Below are 21,153 nucleotides of genomic sequence, written 5' to 3'. Positions count from 1 at the left end.
GAATTTGATCACAGCAGGTCGGTGCCGCTGTCGAGCAGAACGTAAATCCCGGCGGCAATCATCACAAAAGGCGCAAGGCGTTCGAACCGGCGGGTCCAAGGCCCCGTGGCGCACGCGGTCAGGGCAAAAGCCAGACCGACAGCTCCAAGCGCCAGTACCGCCACCACAGCCCCCACAAGGGCGGCAAACCTGTAGAGAGGCCCGGAGTCGGCCAAGAGTGGTGCCATGACCGCAAAGCTGTCCATCGACAAGCTGAGGAACAACAGGCTTGTCATCAGCAACGAACTGCTGCGTGAAAAGGCCTCGGCTTGCTCTTCGTCCGCATTGCGAAACTGCTGCCAAACCCCGCGGACCCCCAACCCGATCGGGATAAACCCAAGCAAGCCCACATTGCTCGGCGCTAGCTGCTCGGCCCCGACGGCAACCGCCAGGGCGAGGGTCAGGATCACCGCTTGGGCGGCAACATAGCCCGCGATGGCGCGCCATTTGCCTACGACCAGCGACAAGGCCAGAAGCGCGGCCAGATTATCGATGTTGGTCAGGACCTGGGCCACAGCAGCCGACAGGCCAAAGGCGATCAAGTCCATCGCCCTAGCCCGCGGTCAGTCGGCTCAGCACCGCACGCGCTGCGCGCAGGCCCGGCGCCTCTCCGCCCTGCCCCAGTCGCTCCATGGTGACGCGCATGGCGTCTGCCTGAGCTTCTGGGTTGGCGCGCACATCCGACAGCGCCTGCGCGATGTTGCCCGGCAGGCAGGCGGGGCCCAGGCATTCGGGGATCACGCGCGTCTCGCTGACCAGATTGACCAGTGTGGCAGTGTCGATCAGCGCCATGCTTTCCATGATCTTGTAGGTGAGCCAGCTGAACTTGTAGGCGATCACCATGGGCGTCTCGCTTGCGGCCAGTTCCAACGACACGGTGCCCGAAGCCGCCAGTGCCAATTCCGCCGTGGCAAAAGCCGCGCGTTTGTGGGAAGCCGCTGTCTCCGCGTCTTCATGCGCCAGAACCACCGGATTTCCCGGCCAAGATGCAGTCTTTTCGCGCACCAGATCCGCAACATGCGGCGCGGTTGGAATGACGACACGCATATCGGGGTGTTTGATCAGGAAATCCTGCAAAGCCGCGCCAAAGACGTCCGAGAGCCGCTCAACCTCGCTGCGGCGCGAACCCGGCAAGGCCAGCAGCACCGGCGCATCGCCCATATCGTGTTCCGCGCGCAGCTGTACAATCTCGACCTCCGTTGCCTTGGGCTCTCCCACGACCGGGTGACCGACAAAATCGCACTCCATCCCGGCGCGTTCCATATAGGGCGGCTCGAACGGCAACAGCGCCAGCACATGGTCAATGACCTTTGCCATCTTGTCGGCGCGCTTGGGGCGCCAGGCCCAGACACTGGGGGCCACGTAATGCACGGTGCGGATATCACTGGCCTCTTTCACCAGTTTCGCGACCCGCAGGCTGAAATCGGGGCTGTCGATGGTGATCACCACATCCGGGCGCAGATCCAGAATGGCCTGGGCCGTCTCGGCAATGCGACGTTTGAGGTGAAAATACTTGGGCAGAACCTCGGTCAGGCCCATGACGCTAAGCTCCTGCATCGGGAACTGGCTGCTCAGGCCTTGCGCCTCCATCAGAGGGCCGCCGATGCCGTCGAACTGCACTTCTGGTTGCAATTCCCGCAACCCCGCCATCAGAGCACCGCCCAGCCGGTCACCCGAGGGTTCACCGGCAAGGACAAAGACGCGCATCAGGACGCGCGCTCCCGCACCCACAGGAACAGGCCCAGACGGTTGCACTCCGCCACTACGGCGTCGCGGTCCAGAACCATGACACCGCCCTTTTCGATCACGAGGCCAGACAGTCCCGCTGCCACCGCAGCAGTAACCGTGTCCGGCCCGATGGTGGGCAGGTCAACACGACGATCCTGGCCCGGTTTGGGCAGCTTGATCATCACACCTCCGCCCGCATCAGGGCGCTGTGTGAGAGATTGCAGCATCCAGTTGGTGCCATAGACACCCTCGATCGCCAATGCCTGTCCCCTGAGCACGACACAGGCCTGGCCGATGTCGGCGGCAGCCATGGCGCGCACGATGCCAACGCCGCGATCAGCGTCTTTTTCATCGCTTTCGGATGGGCTCGCCTCGGTCAGAACACCCACCTGGGGCAACAGGTCCGGCGCAAGCTCATGCGCGGCCAGAACGTCCAACCCCGCTTGTTCGAAAATGCCGATCACGGCGCGCAGGGCCCCGTCATCTCCGGACACCAAAGCCTGTTGCAAGATCGGCACCAAAGGCATCGTGGCCGCGTCGATCCGCGCCGGATCAACGGCTGGGCGACCAACTGAGCCAGCCATGCAAATTTGGGTCACGCCACGCTCGGACAATGCCGCAAGCAAAGTACCAAGGGTTTCCAATCGAAAGGGAAGATCCACGTCGAGCGTGTCCGGCCCGAACTCTTCGAGCGCGCAGATCACCGGGCGATCCGACAGCCGCGCGACCAGTTCCGACGGGAGGTTCCCGCCGCCTGCAATCAATGCCAACATGTTCACCCTCCAGGTGTCAGAAAGGACCGATCCGTGTCGCCAACAACAAAATCGACGATTTCCTTCACATAGTCGCTGTCGAACTCGTCGCCCATGCGCTGAATGCGATTCTGGAACGTGCCCTCGCCCTGTGCCATCATCTGGAACGCAGCGCGGAGCGCGGTGATGTCAGCCCGCGGCACGCCCCGCCGTTTCAGTCCCACCAGGTTCAACCCGTGCAGCTCGCCGCGCGGGGCTTGAACCAGGCCATAAGGAATCACGTCGTTGGTGACCATGGTCACAGCACCGATGATGGCGCCTTTGCCGATGCGAACCCATTGGTGGATGCCCGACAGGCCGCCGATGATCACGTCATCCTCGAGCACGCAATGTCCCGCGACAGCGGCTGAATTCACCACGATGACCCGGTTTCCAATCTGGGCGTCATGGGCAATATGGCAGCCCGCCATGAACAAGCCGTCATCGCCGATGCGTGTCAGCCCGCCACCGCCTTCGGTGCCGGCATTCATCGTGACATGTTCGCGGATGCGATTGCGCTTGCCGATCACCAGCGCGCATTTCTCACCCTTGAATTTCAGGTCCTGCGGGATCTCACCGATAACTGCAAAAGAAAAAATCACCGTTTCGTCGCCGATCTCGGTGTCTCCGGTGACCACGACATGCGATTTAAGCTCGACCCGGTCGCCAAGACGCACGTTGGGACCAATTACACAGAACGGACCAATGACGCAGTCGGCCCCCAGCTGAGCGCCCTCTTCGATCAGCGCGGTTGGGTGAATTTGGGCCATGCCTCAGCCCTCTTGCCGGTCGACCATTGCGGTAAACTCGGCCTCGGCCGCAACCTCGTCCCCCACAACCGCTTTGCCATGAAACTTGAAGATCTTGCCACCGGGCTTGCCGCGAACCTTTGTCACATGCATTTCCAGCACGTCACCGGGCACCACCTTGCGGCGGAATTTGCACTTGTCGATGTTCATGAAATAGATCAGCAACTCAGTGTCGATCATATCCATGCCCACACCCAACATCACGCCAGCGGTCTGCGCCATAGCCTCGACGATGGTGACCCCCGGCATGATCGGGGTTCCCGGGAAGTGACCTTGAAAATGCGGCTCGTTCATTGTCACATTCTTGATGCCGCGCGCCGAGGTAATGCCGTCGATGTCCTCGACCCGGTCAACCAGCAGAAACGGATAGCGGTGCGGAAGAATGCGCTGGATCAGTTGGATGTCGGCGCTCTGAGTTTCTGTGGTCATGACGCAGGTGTCCTGTCTTGGCTTTTTTGTTGATGTTTGACTAACAACCCCGGCCAGCCAGAGCAAGCTTTGCTATTGCTGCGGGTCGGTTGTGATCCGCGCCCCGTCGCCCAATGCCACGTTGACGCGCGAGATCGCGATGGCCGTGATGTCAAACGTTGGATCTGCCAATATGACAGTCGACTTTTCGATCAGCACGGCGGCTCCTGCCTCGCGTCTCAAGTCTTCGAGAATGGGCACGATGACCTGCAGAAACTCTGCGCGCGCAATATCACCCTTTTGATTGAGCGCTTCGTACTTGCTCTTCTGTGTTGTGCGGTGCGACTGAACCTTTTGATCAAAGGCATCGGCCAAAACCCGAAACGCATTGGCATCAAGCGACTTGCGCCGCTCGGTCAGATCGCGTTCTTCCTGCTCCAGTTCCCCCTCGATCCGACGGTTTTCTGCAGCGAGGACGGCGCTTTCCGCGTCGATCTCGTTTGCGATGCGCTGACCAAACTCAGATTCCGCAAACAGGCGCTCGATCGAGATGGTCAGAATCTGACTTTGCGTGACGCCCAATTGCTGAGCTTGCGCTGCCGGAATCATCAATGAAGCAGAAAAAAGAAAACACAGGGCCAACAGTTGGCCCCGTGTTTTTGAAAAGTTGGATTTCGATAGCATCCTGAGTTCAGAACCGGGCCTGAATGGTCAGATCAAAGCTCTGTTCCTTGTCGAAAGTTTCCTTCTTCAACGCTTTGGTAAAGTTGAACCGCAACGGACCAAAAGCGGTGGTCCAGAGCACGGAGAAGCCGACAACGTGACGGAACGAACCACCTGCGCCAACAATCGTGCCACCCGCGGTGTTCACATTCGACAGATCCCAAAGGTTGCCAACGTCATAGAACAAACCGCCCCGAATGCCCAATTCCTCGGGCAGACCCAGCGGGAACTCCGCCTCAAACCGCGCTACAGCGTAGTAGTTGCCGCCCAAGGCATCATCCTGCCCACCCGACAAGTCGCGCGGACCGATGCCCGCTGGTTCGAAACCACGGAACACATCCGGTCCAAAGATAAAGCGATCAATGGTCCGGCTTGAGCCTGCCCCGCGCCAGCTGAACGCGCCAGCTTCGAGGGTCGCGCGCAGCGTAACCTCTTCGTGCCAAACCCGCGTTTGAGCGATGGTTTTGGCCGTGGTCTTGAAGTACTCGTTGTCGCCACCCAAACCTGCAGCGTCCAGGCCAACTTCGAAACGAACGCCGGCATTGGGATTAAGCCCCCCCAACCGGCTGTCATAGACATAGGAAACCCCCAGAAGACTGGACGAACGTTCACCCTGTGCAATTTCCGAGGTGATTACAGCACCCGTCGCCGCATTTGTTCTGGCAAGCATCTCGCTGGCCTCCCAGCGGTAACGCAACTGAAGGGTCGACAACTCGCCGGTTCTGAACGTCAGCCCAGGATTGAAGAACTTGCGAGATGTATCGTAGTTGGCGAAGCTTGAGTTTCTCTCGGAGATCCCAAGATCTAGGTCAAACCTCAGATCGCGACCCAGTAGATGTGGCTCGGAGAATCCAAGGACATACTGTTCCGCGTCCTGCGCTGTTGAAAGCGTAATCCCCAATGTCTGGCCACGTCCCAGAAAATTGCTTTCGCTCAGTCCAATGGCGACACCAAAACCGTCGTTGACCGAGTAGCTACCACCCAAGCTCAGCGAGCCGGTGGGTTGTTCTTCGACATCAACGTCGACAAACACGCGATCTGGCGACGTTCCCTCGCGGGTCTCTACGTTTGATTCCGCAAAGAACCCCAAAGCGCGGATGCGTTCCGCGCTTTCGCGGATTTCACGCGGGTTGAACGGATCGCCCTCGACCGAGCGGAACTGCTGACGGATCACGCGGTCCAATGTCGTCGTGTTGCCTTCGATGTCGATACGTTCAACAAAAATGCGAGGGCCTTTGACCAGGGCGAATTCCACATCCAGCGTCAAATCGCGATTGTTGCGCGTGATGCGCGGTTCCACCCGCAGGAAATCAACGCCGTTTCGCAAACCCAGACGCTCTTGGCGGGCAATGGAGTTTTCCACCAACGAAGGCGAATAGATCACACCGGGTTTGACCTTCAGCGCACCTTGATACTCGGCGGCATCAACGCCAGGGATCTCGCTGACTGTCGTAATGTTGCCAAACGAGAACTGCTGTCCTTCCTGCAGGTCCATGACCAGGAAGAAGGCGTCGCGCTCACGGGTGAATTCGACGTTTGCACTGTTGACGCGGAAATCAACATACCCGCGAGACAGGTAGAAATCGCGCAGCACCTGTTTGTCAAATTCGATCCGGTCCGCGATGAACGTGTCCGAGCGAATGAACGCGCGCAAGAAGCCTGCCTGCTTGGTTTCCAGAACCCGGCGCAGACGGCGGTCGGAGTATGCACGGTTGCCAACAAAGCTGACCCGCTCGATCTCGATGGTGTCACCTTCACTGATTTCGAACACCAGATCGACGCGGTTGCCATCGCGCCGGATGATGCGCGGCACGACTGTCGCGGCAACGCGGCCTTGGGACGAGTAGATCTCGGCAATCAGCTGCGCATCCCGCTCGGCCTGCTCGGGCGTGAACACGCGCCGCGATTCCGAGGTGACGGCGTCAGCCAGGTTTTCATCCTTGATCCGGCGATTGCCTTCAAAGTTGATTTTGTTGATCGTCGGATATTCGACAACCTTGATCACAAGTGTGCTGCCGCGCGGGATGATCTCGACTGTCTCAAAAACGCCACTGTCAAGAATGCGCTTGTAGGCGTCGTTCAATTGACCAGCCGAGACCGTTTGCCCCCGAGCGATTCCCGCACGTGTGACAATCGTCGAGGTTTCGATGCGTTGATTGCCCTCAACCTGAACCGAATTGAAGGTGTAATTCTGGGCCAATGCCTGAGACGGAAAAACCGTGAAGGCCGCTGCAAAAACAAAGAAAAATGCAAACAGTGCTCGATACAACATGTAGGAGCCTGTAATCTGACAACCGCAGGATGTTCCTACGTCTCTCCCGTTATTCATCTTATTATCAACCCGAATTTTTTAGCAGACTTGGCAAGTTCACTAGCCGGATTGAAGCACGATGTCAAAAGCACAAAAAGACACGCGGCCCAGAGGACCGCGTGTCGTTGTCATACCAAAATTTTGAGAATCAAAGGCTTCCGAGATACGCCCCGAGCATGAGGGCGAATCCGATTGTGCCGAGATAGAGCAACCTGTCCCAGTTCAATTCGAACAATAGGCTCAATCCGCGATACGAATGCTGCAGGGTTTGCATGGTCCCGATCCTCTGGTGTTCATCTTAACCATGAGGTTACCCCGCAAATGTGTCGAGACTTGGGCAGCTGCGGGGCAGAACTGTGCCTGCGCCTGCATCAGCAAAACAGGTCGTTGCCCACCGAAAACACCATCAAGGACAGCACCAGCGTGATTCCGATGGTCATCAGGATACGCAACGCCCGATCGCTTGGGGGTTTTCCCGATACGGCTTCGTAGGCATAGAACACCAGATGGCCACCATCCAGCACCGGCACCGGGAAGAGGTTGATCAACCCCACCGCAGTCGACAGCACGGCAATGAACCAGATAAAGCTTTGTGCGCCTTGGCTGGCCAATGCGCCCGAAGTTTCGGCAATTCCGATGGGTCCCGAAATGTTGCAAGTGCTGATCGCGCCCGTGATCATGTGCCAGACGCCCGAAAGCGACCCTTCGATGATCCGCAGGGTCTGTGAGACTCCACCTGTCAGGGCGTCGATGGGACCGGCGGCCTGGGTGGCGGGCTCCAGAGCCATGCCGCCCACGATGCCGATGCGCCAATGGGTTTTGAATCCGCCTGCGGCCTGTGGTTCGTCCGTGCGACGCGGGGCCAGGGCGAACTCCAACATCGCACCATCACGCCATACATCCAGCAGCAGCACACGGCCGTCAGAGGTTTCCACATGATCCTTCAGCTGTGAGAAGGCGTAAATCGGCTCGCCTTCCACCGCGGTGATTACATCGCCGGACTTCAGCTCGATGTCATAGGCCGCACTGCGCGGCGCCACCTGCTGAATGTAGGGGGGAAACAACCAAGGCCCGGTCACGGTCATTGCCTGACCATCGCGCACGATCCCATAGCTCAACTGCGGCTGTGGCTCGAGTGCGTCAACAAAAGCATCCCATTCGTCGGGCGCGTCAAAACTGGGTGTGTTCACCCCATTGATCGACGTGATCTCATCCCCAATGCGCAGTTCCTGCACCGTATTGGGCAGCGACTTGAGCTCACCAACGGTCAGCGGATCCGTCGCCTCACCCCGGAACATGAAAATCGCGGCAAAGACTAGGATCGACATGATGAAGTTGAATACCGGTCCCGCAGCCACAGTGGCCGAGCGGGCCCACAGGGGTGCGCCGTGCATGGTACGGCGCAGGGTTTCGGGGTCTTCGATTGCCTCCATCGCGTCGGCATCCTTGCCGGACGCGGCGTTGGCGTCGCCCATGAACTTGACGTAGCCGCCAAGCGGCAGCAGTGCCACCTGCCAGCGGGTGCCACGCTTGTCCACGCGGCTCCAGATCACCGGCCCAAAGCCAAGCGAGAAGACCTCGGGGTGAATTCCCGACCAGCGGCCTACGATATAATGCCCGTATTCGTGCACAAAAACGATGACCGACAGCGCCAGCACGAAGGCCGCAACGGTATAAACTGCGCCGCCGAATTGGGGAATCAAACCAAGAATATCCACGTTACCTACCTGCTCGCTGTGCCATTGCCTCGTCGGCCCATTGACGAGCCAGATGGTCTGTTTGGGTCACGTTATCAAGGGTCATTTGGGCATCAATAAGACCCGGATTGGCCTCAAATCGGTCCAATACCTGCTCAACCACCCGCGCCATGTCCAGAAATCCGATACGCTCCGCGATGAAAGCGTCCAGCGCACGTTCCTTGGCCGCGTTGAAAACCGCACCCGACAGCCCTCCACGGTCCATCACGTCATACGCCAGACGCAGCGCCGGGTACCGGGCATCCTCTGGCGCCTTGAAATTGAGCTGCCCCAGCTGCGCCAGATCCAACCGCGCAACCGGCAGATCGCGCCGGTCGGGCCAATGCAGTGCATAGCCGATTGCATGGCGCATGTCGGGCGCGCCCAGGTGGGCCATCAGAGCACCATCCCGGAAACCCACCAGCGAATGCACCATGGATTCGGGGTGAATGATGACCTCGATCTGTGACGGGTCGACGCCAAAGAACTCTCGCGTTTCAATGACTTCGAGCGCCTTGTTGAACATGGACGCACTGTCGATGGTGATCCGCTGCCCCATATCCCAGTTGGGGTGGCTCGAGGCCTCGGCCAGGCTTGCATGTTCCAGCGCATCCAACGGCCAGTCGCGGAACGCACCGCCGCTGGCGGTGATGATGATCCGTTCGACAGCCGCCATATCCTCGCCCACGAGCGCCTGAAAGATTGCCGAATGCTCGCTGTCCACCGGGAGCAGCCGCGCGTTGTGCTGACGGGCGGTGTCCAGCACCAGTTTGCCCGCACAGACCAATGTTTCCTTGTTGGCAAGTGCCAGAGTTGCACCTTGTTTCAACGCTTCCAGCCCCGGGGCCAGCCCCGCCGCACCCACAATCGCCGACATGACCCAATTGACAGGCCGGGCACCTGCCTCGACCAGGGCCGCCTGCCCCGCGGCAGCCTCGATCCCGGTTCCGGCCAAAGCGGCGCGCAGCTCTTCAAGTCGAGAATCATAGGCAGTGATCGCAATGTCGGCGTTCATACGCTTGGCGTCCTGCGCCAGCAGCGCGATGTTGGCCCCACCCGTAAGCGCCACGACGTCATAGCTGTCTGGATCGCGGGCGATCAGATCGACGGTGTTTTGTCCGACAGATCCGGTCGCCCCGAAAATCGAGACTTTCCGCATCACAAATCTCCGGGTGCGTAAACTAGACCGGCCAGCAGGACAAACAAGGCGGCCCCCATCATGCCGTCAAAGCGATCCAGGAAACCACCATGCCCAGGGATCAGGTTCGAGCTGTCCTTGATCCCCACCCGGCGCTTCAGCGCGCTTTCGGCAATATCGCCAGCTTGCGAAAACATCGATGCCAAGACCGAGATGATCACAAGGCGGATGCCGTAGCCGCCATAAAGCGCAAAGGCCACGCCGACCAAAGCAGCGGCAATCCAGCCGCCTGCAGTGCCTGACCAGGTCTTTTTCGGGCTAATCGCAGGCCAGAACTTGGGGCCACCGATTGCTTTGCCAACAAAATACCCGGCCACGTCTGTAGCCACGACCACCACGATCAGCCAGAGCATCCATTCAAAGCCCATGTTCTCGCGGATAGAGATGAAGCCAAGGCCGGCACAGGTGATCCAGATGGCAAAAAGGGCGAAAAGCCCCTTGCGCGCCCCGACTTGCCCGACACCGACCAGAGCGGGCGCCAACAACACCGGCAACACAAAGAGTGGCGGAATGTGGAAGCTGAGCACCACGGCCGCCGCTGTCAGAATCGCCAGTTGAATGGCCACCTGCGGTTTGTCAGGATCAACCATCCGGGTCAGTTCCCAGATCATGATTCCGCAGGCCACGGCGATGAAGGCTTCGAACCACAAACCGCCCAGCCAGACCTCGATTGCGCCAATGGCGACCAGCACGATGGCCGATCCAACACGTGCCGTAAGGTCGGCCCACCTTCCGTCTTTCATATCTTCACGGCTCCGAACCTGCGGTCGCGATTGCCAAATCCCTGGCACAGGCGGCCCAATTCCTCGGCGGTGAAATCCGGCCACAATGTATCGATGAATTCGTACTCGGAATATGCCGATTGCCAGAGAAGAAAGTTGGAAATGCGGGCTTCGCCGCTGGTACGAATAACCAGATCAGGGTCAGGCAGCACCTGTGTGTCCAGGTATTTGGGCAGCGTTTCTTCGTCCACGTCTTCGGGTCGCAATTTGCCGTCAGCCACATCCTGCGCCAGCCGCTTGGTGGCGCGGGCAACCTCGTCCCGGCCGCCATAATTCAACGCGATTGTCAGGTGAACCTTTTCGTTGGTCTTGGTCAACTCTTCCAGGTTGTCCATCAATTTGATCAGCTTCGGGTCCAAACGCACTCGATCACCAATGAAACGGACGCGCACGCCCTCTTCGTCCAACGCCCGCGCCTCTTTCGAAATGTAGCGGCGAAACAGGCTCATGAGACCTGCAACTTCGACCTGTGTTCGTTTCCAATTTTCTGTCGAAAAGGCAAAAATGGTCAAATATTTCACGCCGTAGTCGGGGCATGCCTCGACCACTTCGCGAACGCGTTTGGCACCGGCGTGGTGGCCGAACAGACGCGGACGCCCCCGCGCCTGCGCCCAACGTCCGTTGCCGTCCATGATGATGGCAACGTGACGCGGACCTGCGGGAAGGTCGGAATGTGGGTCTTTCGGCATCGACTGTCCGCTCAGACCTGCATGATTTCGGATTGTTTGTTTTCCAGTGCCTCGTCGACGACCTTGATCATCTTGTCGGTCAGCTCTTGAACCTCGGCCTCCCAGAACTTCTGGTCGTCCTCGGACACGTCACCGTCGGATTTGGCCTTCTTGATCTGATCCATGCCGTCGCGGCGCACGTTGCGGATCGAGACGCGCGCGTGCTCGGCGTAATGCCCGGCCACCTTGGTCAGCTCGCGACGGCGCTCTTCGTTCAGCTCGGGGATGGGCAGCATGATAATGGTGCCATTGAGCTGCGGGTTGATGCCCAACCCGCTTTCGCGGATGGCCTTTTCCACCTTGCCCACCAGCGACTTGTCCCAGACGTTGATGGTCACCATGCGCGGCTCGGGCACGTTCACGGTGCCCACCTGGTTGATCGGCGTCATCGAGCCATAGGCGTCAACCATCACCGGTTCCAGCATCGAGCCGGACGCGCGGCCCGTCCGCAGTGATGCAAATTCGGTTCTCAGATTGGCCATCGCGCCTTCCATGCGGCGCTCAAGGTCGTCTGTATCAAGCATAAATTCGTCAGACATGCTGCCCACTCCCCTTAACAGGATTATCGGTTGCCAAAGCCTATAGCCCTAGCCGGATACCTTTGTATAGGTGCCCTTGCCCGCCAGAATGCCACGGAACCCACCCGGTTCGTCCAGCCCAAAGACGATAAGGGGCAGATTGTTGTCCCGCGCCAGGGCAATCGCCGAGGCATCCATGACCTTGAGGCGCTTGGCCAGAACGTCATCATAGCTCACTGCATCATAGCGCACTGCGTCGTCATTGGTCGCCGGGTCCTTGTCATAAACACCGTCGACACCGTTCTTGCCCATGAAGATTGCCTCGCAGGCCATTTCATTGGCACGCAGGGTCGCTGCCGTGTCTGTGGTGAAATACGGGTTGCCGGTACCGGCGGCAAAGATACAGACCCGCTTCTTTTCAAGGTGCCGCACTGCGCGGCGGCGGATGTAGGGCTCGGCCACCTCATCCATTCGGATCGCGCTTATGACACGGGTAAAGACGCCCAAGCCTTCAAGCGCGGACTGCATCGCCAGCGCGTTCATCACCGTGGCAAGCATGCCCATGTAGTCAGCGGTCGTTCGTTCCATCCCCTGAGCCGAGCCGCTGAGGCCACGGAAAATGTTGCCGCCACCGATGACCATGCAGATCTCGACCCCCAGCTCGTGAACAGTCTTGACCTCTTCGGCGATGCGTTGAACGGTGGGCGGGTGCAGGCCAAAGCCCTGGTCTCCCATCAATGCCTCCCCCGATATTTTCAGCATAACGCGATTATAAGTTGTTTCGGTCTGCTCGATCTCGGAAGAGGAGGATGAGGTCATGTTGCGCTCCGGGCTCACACGGGGTTAATTTCCCGCGCAAAATGAAGGAAAAGGCCGTCAGGTTCAATGCGGCATGACACAGGACGGAGCAGGAAATTCATGGGTCATCGGAAAAACACATGTCGCTGCTAGGTCAACTGCCCCCGATCCCGGACAATCGGCCCATCCTGATTGCGGGTCCAACCGCGTCCGGCAAGTCGGCACTGGCGTTGGAGATCGCCGTGCGACACGGCGGCGTCATCATCAACGCCGATGCCAGTCAAATCTATGATTGCTGGCGCATTATCACCGCCTGTCCCTCGGCCGAGGAAGAAGCGCAGGCGCCCCACCGCCTGTATCGCCACATCCCTTACGATGCACGCTATTCAGCCGGACATTGGCTGCGCGAGGTCACACCCTATCTTACCGGTCCCGAGCGGCCGATCATCGTGGGCGGCACCGGTCTTTACTTCAACACACTGATCCAGGGCATGGCTCAGATCCCGGCGACCCCGCCTGAGGTGCGCCAACGTGCAGACCAAATGACCCGCGAGGCGCTCTTGGCCGAACTTGACCCGGAAACGACCACGCGCATCGACACGCTTAACAGGGCGCGGGTTCAGCGCGCATGGGAGGTGCTGACTGCGACCGGGCGCTCGCTCGCTGCGTGGCAGGACGAAACGCCACCACCCCTGTTGCCGCTGGAACAGACCGTTCCGGTCGTGTTTGACGTCGACAAGGCGTGGCTGAATGAACGCATTGCCCGACGCTTTGATCTGATGCTGGACATGGGCGCACTGGACGAGGTCGAGGCGATGCGCGACCGATATGATCCGACGCTGCCATCCTGCAAGGCGATCGGCGTCCCAGAATTGATGGCCTATCTGACAGGAGACATGACGCTGGACGAAGCCCGCGAGCGTGCAACCATCGCCACGCGGCAGTTCGCCAAACGTCAGCGCACCTGGTTTCGGGCACGGATGAGGGATTGGATTCGCATTTCGCCTTAGGGTCCGGCCCCAAGATCACGCGGTTGTGATCCTGTCAATCAATGGCCGGAAATCATTGATTCCCCACATTTTCCGTGATGTAGTTCATGGTTAATGAGTGGGGCAGAATTTTAGAACATCCCGAGTGAAAACATTTGATCCGATCGAGTCGCCTTTGATCCGTTTGCGGTCTTTGGCGCAGATGACCCAAGCCGGGCGTTGGCAGCTTGAGCTGCCGCACGACCGGTCCGAAAACACGCTTGTCTGGATCACCCGTGGCCAGGGCACCGCGGTCTTGGATGGGGCCAAGGTTGGCCTGGGCGCGCACAATGCTCTGTTTGTTCCATCGCGCAATCTGATGGCTGTCACAACTGGACGTCAGGCGCTTGGCCACGTCCTGCTGATCCCGCCCGGCACCTCGCTCACACTGCCGGAAACACCACTGCTTCTACGGGTCCGCGACGGTGCGGCTCAAGCAGAGCTGACCGGCCTGTTCGAGGCGATTTCACGCGAGCAAACATCGCAAAGGCCTTTGTCGCAAAGTGCGTTGCAGGCGTTTTGCGATCTGGTTGGCATCTGGCTGCGCCGCAACATCGAAACCACGCCACCACCCCGCCGCGAGCCTGCATCGCGGCGGTTGACGCGGGCGTATTTCGCACAGCTCACAAAGACCTTCGGTAACGGCGGCACCATGGCCGATCACGCGGCTGCCTTGGGTGTGACCCCCACCCATCTGACCCGCGTCTGCAAGTTGGAAACAGGTGAAACCGCCGCATCTCTGCTGACGGGGCGCATTCTGCACGCGGCACATCAGCTATTGGGAGCGACAGAGGTTCCTATACAGGACATTGCGCGTCATCTGGGATTTGGCAGTGCGGCCTATTTCACCCGCTTTGTCCAACAGCACACGGGACAGTCCCCCACTGCACTGCGACGTACGATCCAAATTGACCCGGCGTCCGGTTGAAGAATCGCAACGCGATACAAGTCGTTTTTTTACCGGCGAAATGTCGTTTTTTTATTCTGGAATGACGAAAGAGAACATTGACGTATTCCAAAATCTGGTGCGGAATGATGCGCATGGGGAATTGTCACTTCCACAACAGATACATCCGCGACGCAGAACAGCGCCGTCTGCCGGTCCGCGTCGCGTGAACTTCCAATAACAAAAATGCGTCACAGGGAGAATTAGATGACACATAAAACACTCACAGGTGCACCCGTACATTGGGCCGCCGAAATGCACGCGCAGGAGTTCCGCGACGGCAAACTGAACCGTCGTGAGTTTCTCACCCGTGCAACCGGCCTCGGTGTGACCGCCGCCGCTGCCTATGGCATGATCGGCCTGTCAACACCGGTTGCAGCGGCAGAGGCCAAGCAGGGCGGCACCATGCGCATCCAGATGGAAGTGCGCGCGCTCAAGGATCCGCGCACCTATGACTGGTCGCAGATCGCCAACTTCAGCCGTGGTTCGCTGGAATATCTCGTCCAGTACAACTCGGACGGTACGTTCAACGGCATGCTGCTGGAAAGCTGGGAAGTCAACGAAGACGCCACCGTCTACACTCTGAACATCCGCAAAGGCGTCAAGTGGAACAACGGCGACGACTTTACCGCCGAAGACGTGGCCTTCAACGTGGCCCGCTGGTGTGACAAGAGTTCGGAAACCAACTCGATGGCGGGCCGTTTCGCCACCCTGGTCGACACCGAGACTGGTCAGGCCATCGAAGGCGGCATCGAAGTTGTCGACAGCCACACCGTCAAGCTGAACCTGCCCGCATCCGACATCTCGTTGATCCCAGGCATGGCCGACTATCCCGCTGCCATCGTTCACAAAAGCTTCAGCGAAAACGATCTGCTGAACAATGTGGGCACCGGCCCCTACACGATGGAATCGCTCGAAGTTGGCGTGAAGTCGATTCTCGTGCGCAACGAAGGCCACACCTGGTGGGGCAACGATGTCTTTGGCACGCCCCCGCTCGACCGGATCGAATTCATCGACTACGGCACCGACCCGTCGGCATGGCTGGCGGCGCTGGAATCCGACGAAGTGGACATGCTGTACGAATCGGTCGGTGAATTTGTCGACGTGATGGACGGCCTTGGCTATGTGAAGTCCGAAGTTGTCACCATGAACTCGATCGTGATCCGCCCGAACCAGCTGGCCGAAGTGGACGGTATGAAGCCTTATGCGGACAAGCGCGTTCGCCAGGCGCTGCAGATGGCCGTCGACAACGCGATCTGTCTGGAGCTGGGCTTTGGTGGACGTGGCGAACCCGCCGAAAACCACCACGTCGGTCCGATTCACCCCGAATACGCAGAACTGCCGCCGCAAAAGGTCGACCCCGAAGGCGCACGCAAGCTGATGGAAGAGGCCGGAATGGCCGATTTCGAGCACGAGCTGCTGTCGATCGACGACGACTGGCGCCGCAACACCACCGACGCCGTCGCCGCACAGCTGCGGGATGCAGGCATCAAGGTCAAGCGGACCGTTCTGCCGGGCAACACCTTCTGGAACGACTGGGCCAAATACCCCTACAGCTCGACCAACTGGAACCACCGTCCGCTTGGCGTGCAGATCTGGGCGCTGGCCTATAAGTCTGGCGAAGCCTGGAACGAGTTTGGCTGGGCCAACGAAGAGTTCGACGGCATCCTGACCGAAGCTCTGGCCATTGCCGACGCGGACAAGCGCCGCGAAGTTGCCGCGCGCGGCGAGGCGCTGATCCAGGAAGAGGGCGTGACCGTTCAGCCGTACTGGCGTTCGCTCTATCGTCACATGAAAGAGGGTCTGGTGAACACCGAAATGCACGTCTCGTTCGAGATGCACCTCTATAAATATGGATGGGCAGCCTAAGCTGACCGCCTGAAAAATCCCCCAATTGGGGGGCCGGTTTCGGCCCCCCTATCCAGCCGCAGACAGCCGAGCGCTAAGCGCCGGTGTCAGAGGCCAGACAATGGTCCAAAAATGTGCTGCGGATAGACCTGACCGACAGGGGCCATCATGGGACTGTTCATTCTCCGACGGTTTGGCGTTATGCTGTTAACAGCGCTTTGCCTTACTTTCGTGGTCTTCTTTTTGACCAACCTCTACCCAAACCTAGAAAAACTCGCCAAAACCCAGGGCAACCAGCGCATGAGCGACGAGCAAGTCGCCAACTGGCTGGAAAATCGCGGCTATTCGCAGCCCTTGCTGGTAAAATATGGCCAGTGGCTGGGTGTTGCACCTGGATTTACCAACACGTTGAGTGACGGCCAAGTGGTCGGTAGCTGTATCCGCCCCGGGGTCGATCCCGAAAACATCCCAACCTTCTGTGGTGTGTTACAAGGCGAATGGGGCCAATCCACTGTCTTCAAGGACGATGTGGGCGCCATTGTTTCGAAACGTTTGGGCAACACTGGCTACCTGATGTTCTGGGTTCTGGTGCTGATGATCCCTTCGGCGCTGATTGTTGGCGTCTTGGCCGGGATGAAAGAAGGCTCATTCCTGGACAGGTCGCTGTCGACCTTCTCGATCATCACAACGGCAACGCCGGAATATGTGTCAGGCGTTATCTTCATTGCAATCTTCACCTCGTCCACCGTGGGCCTGAAATGGTTCAAGGGCACGGCGACTTCGGCGATGGACAATCCAACGTTTGAAAACTTCTTCCTGCCGGTGCTGACCATCTCGCTTTATGGCATGGGCTACATCGCCCGGATGACGCGCGCGTCGATGACCGAGGTCATGACGGCGCAATACATCCGGACCGCGCGGCTCAAGGGTGTTTCCTTCCCCAACATCGTGATGAAACACGCCCTGCGCAACGCGCTGATCGCGCCCTTTACCGTCATCATGCTGCAGTTCCCATGGCTGCTGAACGGCGTGGTGATCGTCGAGACCCTGTTCAACTACAAGGGCTTCGGCTGGGCTCTGGTTCAGGCCGCGGGCAACAACGACATCCAGCTGTTGCTGGCGATTTCGGTCGTGTCGGTCTTTGTGGTGCTGTTCACACAGCTCATCTCGGACATCGGCTATGTCTACCTCAACCCGCGCATCCGCATTTCGTAAGGGAGGATAAGAATTATGGAACCCCTTACAACTTGGGAAATCATCGGGCGCGTACTGTATCAGTTCTCGTCCGTATGGGTCGCACTGATCCTGCTCTTCTCCTTGTCCGTCGCGTTCAAGCGTCGACTGGGTCTTTATGGCAAACTGTTTGACAGCCCCATCGGCATGATCGGCTTTGGTCTTGTCATGTTCTGGGTCTTTGTCGGCATCTTTGGCGCGATGGATCTGATCGTGACCCATGACCCGCTCAGCCAGGTCTCGGGCATGAAGAACAAAGTACCCGGCACCCCGGTTCGCGGCGCTGAAGAAGGCGAATATGCCTGGTATCTGCTGGGTGGTGACAACCTGGCGCGCGATGTGTTCAGCCGCATGGTCAGTGGGGCCTGGATCGTGGTGCAGATTGCACCGCTGGCGACGCTCTTTGCCTTCATGGTTGGGATCACCTTGGGCCTACCTGCGGGGTATTACGGTGGGCGTCTGGACACCTTCTTGTCGTTCCTGGCGAACCTGATCCTGGCCTTCCCGGTGATCTTGCTGTTCTACCTGCTGGTCACGCCCGAGATCGTGGCAACCGGTGTGCCGAACTATATGGCCGCCGTCTTGTTCATCTTCCCGATCGTGTTCATCGGCGTCCTGCTGAACTCGCGCTACTACACCCGCCCCAACTTCCGCACACCGTTGCTGATCGGTGTGCTGGGTGTTGCGATCTGGCTGTACCTGGCGCTGATCTCGACCAGCGGTTACGTGGTCAACAATGGCGACGTGGCGATACCGGGCCTGCCTTCGGTGCTCGACCCGTTCGACATTCCGGGTGGCATCCTGGTGGTGTTCGTGTCGGTGGTCTTCGTGAACTCGCCCACGGTGTTCCGCATCGTGCGCGGCCTGGCGCTGGACATCAAAACCCGCGACTACGTAGCGGCAGCCCAAACCCGGGGCGAAGGTCCGTGGTACATCATGTTGTGGGAGATCCTGCCCAACGCACGTGGCCCGTTGATCGTCGATTTCTGCCTGCGTATCGGCTATACCACCATCCTTCTGGGGACCTTGGGCTTCTTTGGCCTCGGCCTGCCGCCGGAAAGCCCGGACTGGGGATCGACCATCAACGAGGGCCGCAAGCTCTTGTCGATCTATCTGCACCCCGCTCTGCCGCCTGCATTGGCGCTGCTCAGCCTGGTGCTGGGTCTGAACCTGCTGGCCGATGGTCTGCGCGAAGAAAGTCTGAAGGACTGATGTGATCGAGGCCGGGGGCACTGCCCCCGGACCCCCGGAATATTTTCGAAAAGACGAAGATGGGTTGGTCCACCTTTGTCTGGGAGAAGCAAAATGAACAAAATGGCGGACTATGACGGCCCGATCCTTGAGATCGACAAGCTGTCCATTTCATTCTTTACCCGCCTGCGGGAGATCCCCGCCGTGATGGATTTCTCGGTCGCGGTGCAACCCGGCGAGGCCGTTGGTCTTGTGGGCGAATCCGGTTGCGGCAAATCCACCGTGGCCCTGGGTGTCATGCAGGACCTTGGCAAGAATGGTCGTGTCGTTGGTGGCTCGATCAAGTTCAAGGGTCGTGATCTGGCCGAGATGAGCGCTGAAGAGCTGCGCGACATTCGCGGCAACGAGATCGCAATGATCTATCAGGAGCCGATGGCCTCGCTGAACCCGGCGATGAAGATCGGCAGACAGCTGATGGAAGTGCCGATGATCCACGAGGGCGTAAGCAAGGAAGAAGCCTATGCCCGCGCCTTGGAAGTGGTCACGGATGTGCGTCTTCCTGATCCCGAGCGGATGCTGAATTCCTTTCCACACCAGCTGTCGGGTGGCCAACAGCAGCGGATCGTCATCGCCATGGCGCTGATGTCTAAACCAGCGTTGTTGATCCTGGACGAACCCACAACCGCGCTCGACGTGACGGTTGAAGCCGCCGTGGTCGAGCTGGTCAAGGATCTGGGCAAGAAATACGGCACCTCGATGCTGTTCATTTCGCACAACCTTGGTCTGGTTCTGGAGACCTGTGACCGGCTGTGCGTGATGTATTCGGGCGAAGCGGTCGAGCGCGGCTCGATCAAGGATGTCTTTGACGAGATGCAGCATCCTTATACACAGGCCCTGTTCCGCTCGATCCCGCTGCCCGGGGCTGACAAGAACGCGCGCCCGCTGATCGCTATTCCGGGCAACTTCCCCCTGCCCCACGAGCGCCCGCCCGGCTGTAACTTTGGCCCACGCTGCGATTACTTCGAAGAAGGTCGCTGTGACGCAACGGACATCCTGATGGAGCCGGTGCCCGGCAACGACCGACACCACACGCGCTGTCTGAAGTTCAAGGAGATCGATTGGAACGCGCCGCTTGAGCTGGCCGATCAGAAAGAAAAGGGCGAGATCGGCAAGGTCGTCCTGAAGATGGACAACCTCAAGAAATACTATGAGGTCGCGGCCAACGCGCTCTTTGGGGGCGGCGAGAAGAAGGTGGTCAAGGCCAACGAGACCTTGTCCTTCGAGGCGCGCGAATCCGAGACGTTGGCCATCGTGGGCGAATCCGGTTGCGGCAAGTCGACCTTTGCCAAGGTTCTGATGGGGCTAGAGACGGCCACCGATGGCCAAATCCTGCTGGACAATCGCAACATTGAAGACCTGCCCATCGAAGAACGTGACGCCAAGACGGTGGGTGAGGTTCAGATGGTGTTCCAGAACCCGTTTGACACGCTGAACCCGTCGATGACTGTGGGGCGGCAGATCATTCGTGCGCTGGAAATCTTTGGCATCGGCAATTCCGAGGCCGAGCGCAGGAAGCGGATGCTGGAACTGCTGGATCTCGTGAAACTGCCGCGCGCCTTTGCAGAGCGGATGCCGCGGCAGCTGTCAGGTGGTCAGAAACAGCGCGTTGGTATCGCCCGTGCCTTTGCAGGTGACGCGCGCATCGTTGTGGCGGATGAACCCGTCTCGGCGCTGGATGTGTCCGTGCAGGCCGCGGTGACCGACCTGTTGATGGAGATCCAGCGCGAGCAGAAAACGACGCTGCTGTTTATCTCTCATGACCTGTCGATCGTCCGCTACCTGTCGGACAGGGTCATGGTGATGTACCTGGGCCATGTGGTCGAGCTGGGCACCACCGATCAGGTGTTCAGCCCGCCCTATCACCCCTATACCGAGGCGCTGCTTTCCGCGGTTCCGATCGCCGATACATCCGTCGAAAAGGAACACATCGTTCTCGAAGGCGATATCCCATCGGCCATGAACCCGCCGCCGGGTTGCCCGTTCCAGACGCGCTGCCGCTGGAAGTCCGAAGTGGGCAGTGGCCTGTGCGAGAAAGAGGTGCCACCGGTACGGACACTGGCCGAAGGGCATCAGGTCAAATGCCACCTTAGCGACGAAACGCTCGAGAAGATGCAACCGGTGATCAAGATCGCGGCCGAGTGACGCCCTCGTGACATCCCAATAACATGCGGCCCGTCTGTTCCAGACGGGCCGTTTTTTGTCGCACCGTTGGCCAAAAGAAATCTCGACATAGAACGGGGGCTCCCGCGCCCGCACGATCCCGACTTCGTCGGCATCG

General features: G+C 59.3%; 19 protein-coding genes. 6 read left to right on the top strand and 13 right to left on the bottom strand.

The annotated features are described in order from the left end of the window. Positions 1-8: 8 nt before the first annotated feature. The 13 genes from TRM7615_RS16215 to pyrH form a co-directional block, all read right to left on the bottom strand. Positions 9-587, bottom strand: a complete 579-nt coding sequence (locus tag TRM7615_RS16215; RefSeq protein WP_108789397.1) for a cadmium resistance transporter — start codon at positions 585-587, stop codon at positions 9-11. 4 nt (positions 588-591) lie between these two features. Then, positions 592-1,746 (bottom strand): lipid-A-disaccharide synthase, encoded by a 1,155-nt coding sequence (lpxB, locus tag TRM7615_RS16210; RefSeq protein WP_108789395.1) that lies wholly within the window; start codon positions 1,744-1,746, stop codon positions 592-594. After that, positions 1,746-2,540, bottom strand: a complete 795-nt coding sequence (locus TRM7615_RS16205) for an LpxI family protein (protein ID WP_108789393.1) — start codon at positions 2,538-2,540, stop codon at positions 1,746-1,748. Before TRM7615_RS16205 ends, lpxB begins: the two co-directional genes overlap by 1 nt. Positions 2,541-2,542: 2 nt before the next feature. Further along, the gene (lpxA, locus tag TRM7615_RS16200) at positions 2,543-3,328 is read right to left on the bottom strand and encodes an acyl-ACP--UDP-N-acetylglucosamine O-acyltransferase (RefSeq protein WP_108789391.1); all 786 of its coding nucleotides are present in this window, start codon (positions 3,326-3,328) and stop codon (positions 2,543-2,545) included. A 3-nt stretch (positions 3,329-3,331) separates the two neighbouring features. Continuing rightward, positions 3,332-3,796 carry a 3-hydroxyacyl-ACP dehydratase FabZ gene (gene fabZ / locus TRM7615_RS16195; RefSeq protein ID WP_108789389.1) on the bottom strand — a complete coding sequence of 155 codons (465 nt, stop codon included), beginning with the start codon at positions 3,794-3,796 and terminating at the stop codon, positions 3,332-3,334. A gap of 72 nt (positions 3,797-3,868) precedes the next feature. Continuing rightward, complete coding sequence (locus TRM7615_RS16190; RefSeq protein ID WP_235824117.1) at positions 3,869-4,384, bottom strand: OmpH/Skp family outer membrane protein; 516 nt, start codon at positions 4,382-4,384, stop codon at positions 3,869-3,871. Between the two features lie 82 nt (positions 4,385-4,466). Further along, positions 4,467-6,770 (bottom strand): outer membrane protein assembly factor BamA, encoded by a 2,304-nt coding sequence (gene bamA, locus TRM7615_RS16185; RefSeq protein WP_370739825.1) that lies wholly within the window; start codon positions 6,768-6,770, stop codon positions 4,467-4,469. 410 nt (positions 6,771-7,180) lie between these two features. Further along, positions 7,181-8,527, bottom strand: coding sequence for an RIP metalloprotease RseP (gene rseP, locus TRM7615_RS16180; RefSeq protein ID WP_108789383.1), 1,347 nt, complete (start codon positions 8,525-8,527; stop codon positions 7,181-7,183). Position 8,528: 1 nt separating this feature from the next. Continuing rightward, positions 8,529-9,704, bottom strand: a complete 1,176-nt coding sequence (dxr, locus tag TRM7615_RS16175) for a 1-deoxy-D-xylulose-5-phosphate reductoisomerase (RefSeq protein WP_108789381.1) — start codon at positions 9,702-9,704, stop codon at positions 8,529-8,531. After that, the gene (locus TRM7615_RS16170; RefSeq protein ID WP_108789379.1) at positions 9,704-10,486 is read right to left on the bottom strand and encodes a phosphatidate cytidylyltransferase; all 783 of its coding nucleotides are present in this window, start codon (positions 10,484-10,486) and stop codon (positions 9,704-9,706) included. Before TRM7615_RS16170 ends, dxr begins: the two co-directional genes overlap by 1 nt. Next, the gene (gene uppS, locus TRM7615_RS16165) at positions 10,483-11,214 is read right to left on the bottom strand and encodes an undecaprenyl pyrophosphate synthase (protein WP_108789377.1); all 732 of its coding nucleotides are present in this window, start codon (positions 11,212-11,214) and stop codon (positions 10,483-10,485) included. The genes TRM7615_RS16170 and uppS overlap by 4 nt, the downstream gene beginning before the upstream one ends. Before the next feature lie 11 nt (positions 11,215-11,225). Then, positions 11,226-11,792 carry a ribosome recycling factor gene (gene frr, locus TRM7615_RS16160; RefSeq protein WP_108789375.1) on the bottom strand — a complete coding sequence of 189 codons (567 nt, stop codon included), beginning with the start codon at positions 11,790-11,792 and terminating at the stop codon, positions 11,226-11,228. Positions 11,793-11,840: 48 nt separating this feature from the next. After that, entirely contained in the window at positions 11,841-12,590 is a 750-nt protein-coding gene (gene pyrH / locus TRM7615_RS16155) for a UMP kinase (RefSeq protein WP_108789373.1), read from the bottom strand. Positions 12,591-12,709: 119 nt separating this feature from the next. Between pyrH and miaA the strand changes: the two genes are divergently transcribed. The 6 genes from miaA to TRM7615_RS16125 all read left to right on the top strand — a co-directional run bounded on the left by miaA (position 12,710) and on the right by TRM7615_RS16125 (position 21,017). Continuing rightward, on the top strand, positions 12,710-13,579 hold the full coding sequence (miaA, locus tag TRM7615_RS16150; protein WP_108789371.1) for a tRNA (adenosine(37)-N6)-dimethylallyltransferase MiaA: 870 nt from the start codon (positions 12,710-12,712) through the stop codon (positions 13,577-13,579). Positions 13,580-13,703: 124 nt separating this feature from the next. Further along, a complete protein-coding gene (locus tag TRM7615_RS16145) occupies positions 13,704-14,525 on the top strand; it encodes a helix-turn-helix transcriptional regulator (protein ID WP_235824116.1) in 822 nt (273 codons plus the stop codon). Between the two features lie 225 nt (positions 14,526-14,750). After that, positions 14,751-16,412, top strand: coding sequence for an ABC transporter substrate-binding protein (locus TRM7615_RS16140; RefSeq protein ID WP_108789369.1), 1,662 nt, complete (start codon positions 14,751-14,753; stop codon positions 16,410-16,412). 147 nt (positions 16,413-16,559) lie between these two features. Then, complete coding sequence (locus TRM7615_RS16135; protein WP_108789367.1) at positions 16,560-17,606, top strand: ABC transporter permease; 1,047 nt, start codon at positions 16,560-16,562, stop codon at positions 17,604-17,606. Positions 17,607-17,621: 15 nt separating this feature from the next. Next, on the top strand, positions 17,622-18,836 hold the full coding sequence (locus TRM7615_RS16130; protein WP_108789365.1) for an ABC transporter permease: 1,215 nt from the start codon (positions 17,622-17,624) through the stop codon (positions 18,834-18,836). 93 nt (positions 18,837-18,929) lie between these two features. Next, entirely contained in the window at positions 18,930-21,017 is a 2,088-nt protein-coding gene (locus TRM7615_RS16125) for a dipeptide ABC transporter ATP-binding protein (RefSeq protein ID WP_108789363.1), read from the top strand. Positions 21,018-21,153 lie beyond the last annotated feature (136 nt).

The organism is Falsiruegeria mediterranea M17 (assembly GCF_900302455.1).
Taxonomy (GTDB): Bacteria; Pseudomonadota; Alphaproteobacteria; order Rhodobacterales; family Rhodobacteraceae; genus Falsiruegeria; species Falsiruegeria mediterranea.
This window is presented reverse-complemented; position numbering and strand designations above follow the sequence as displayed.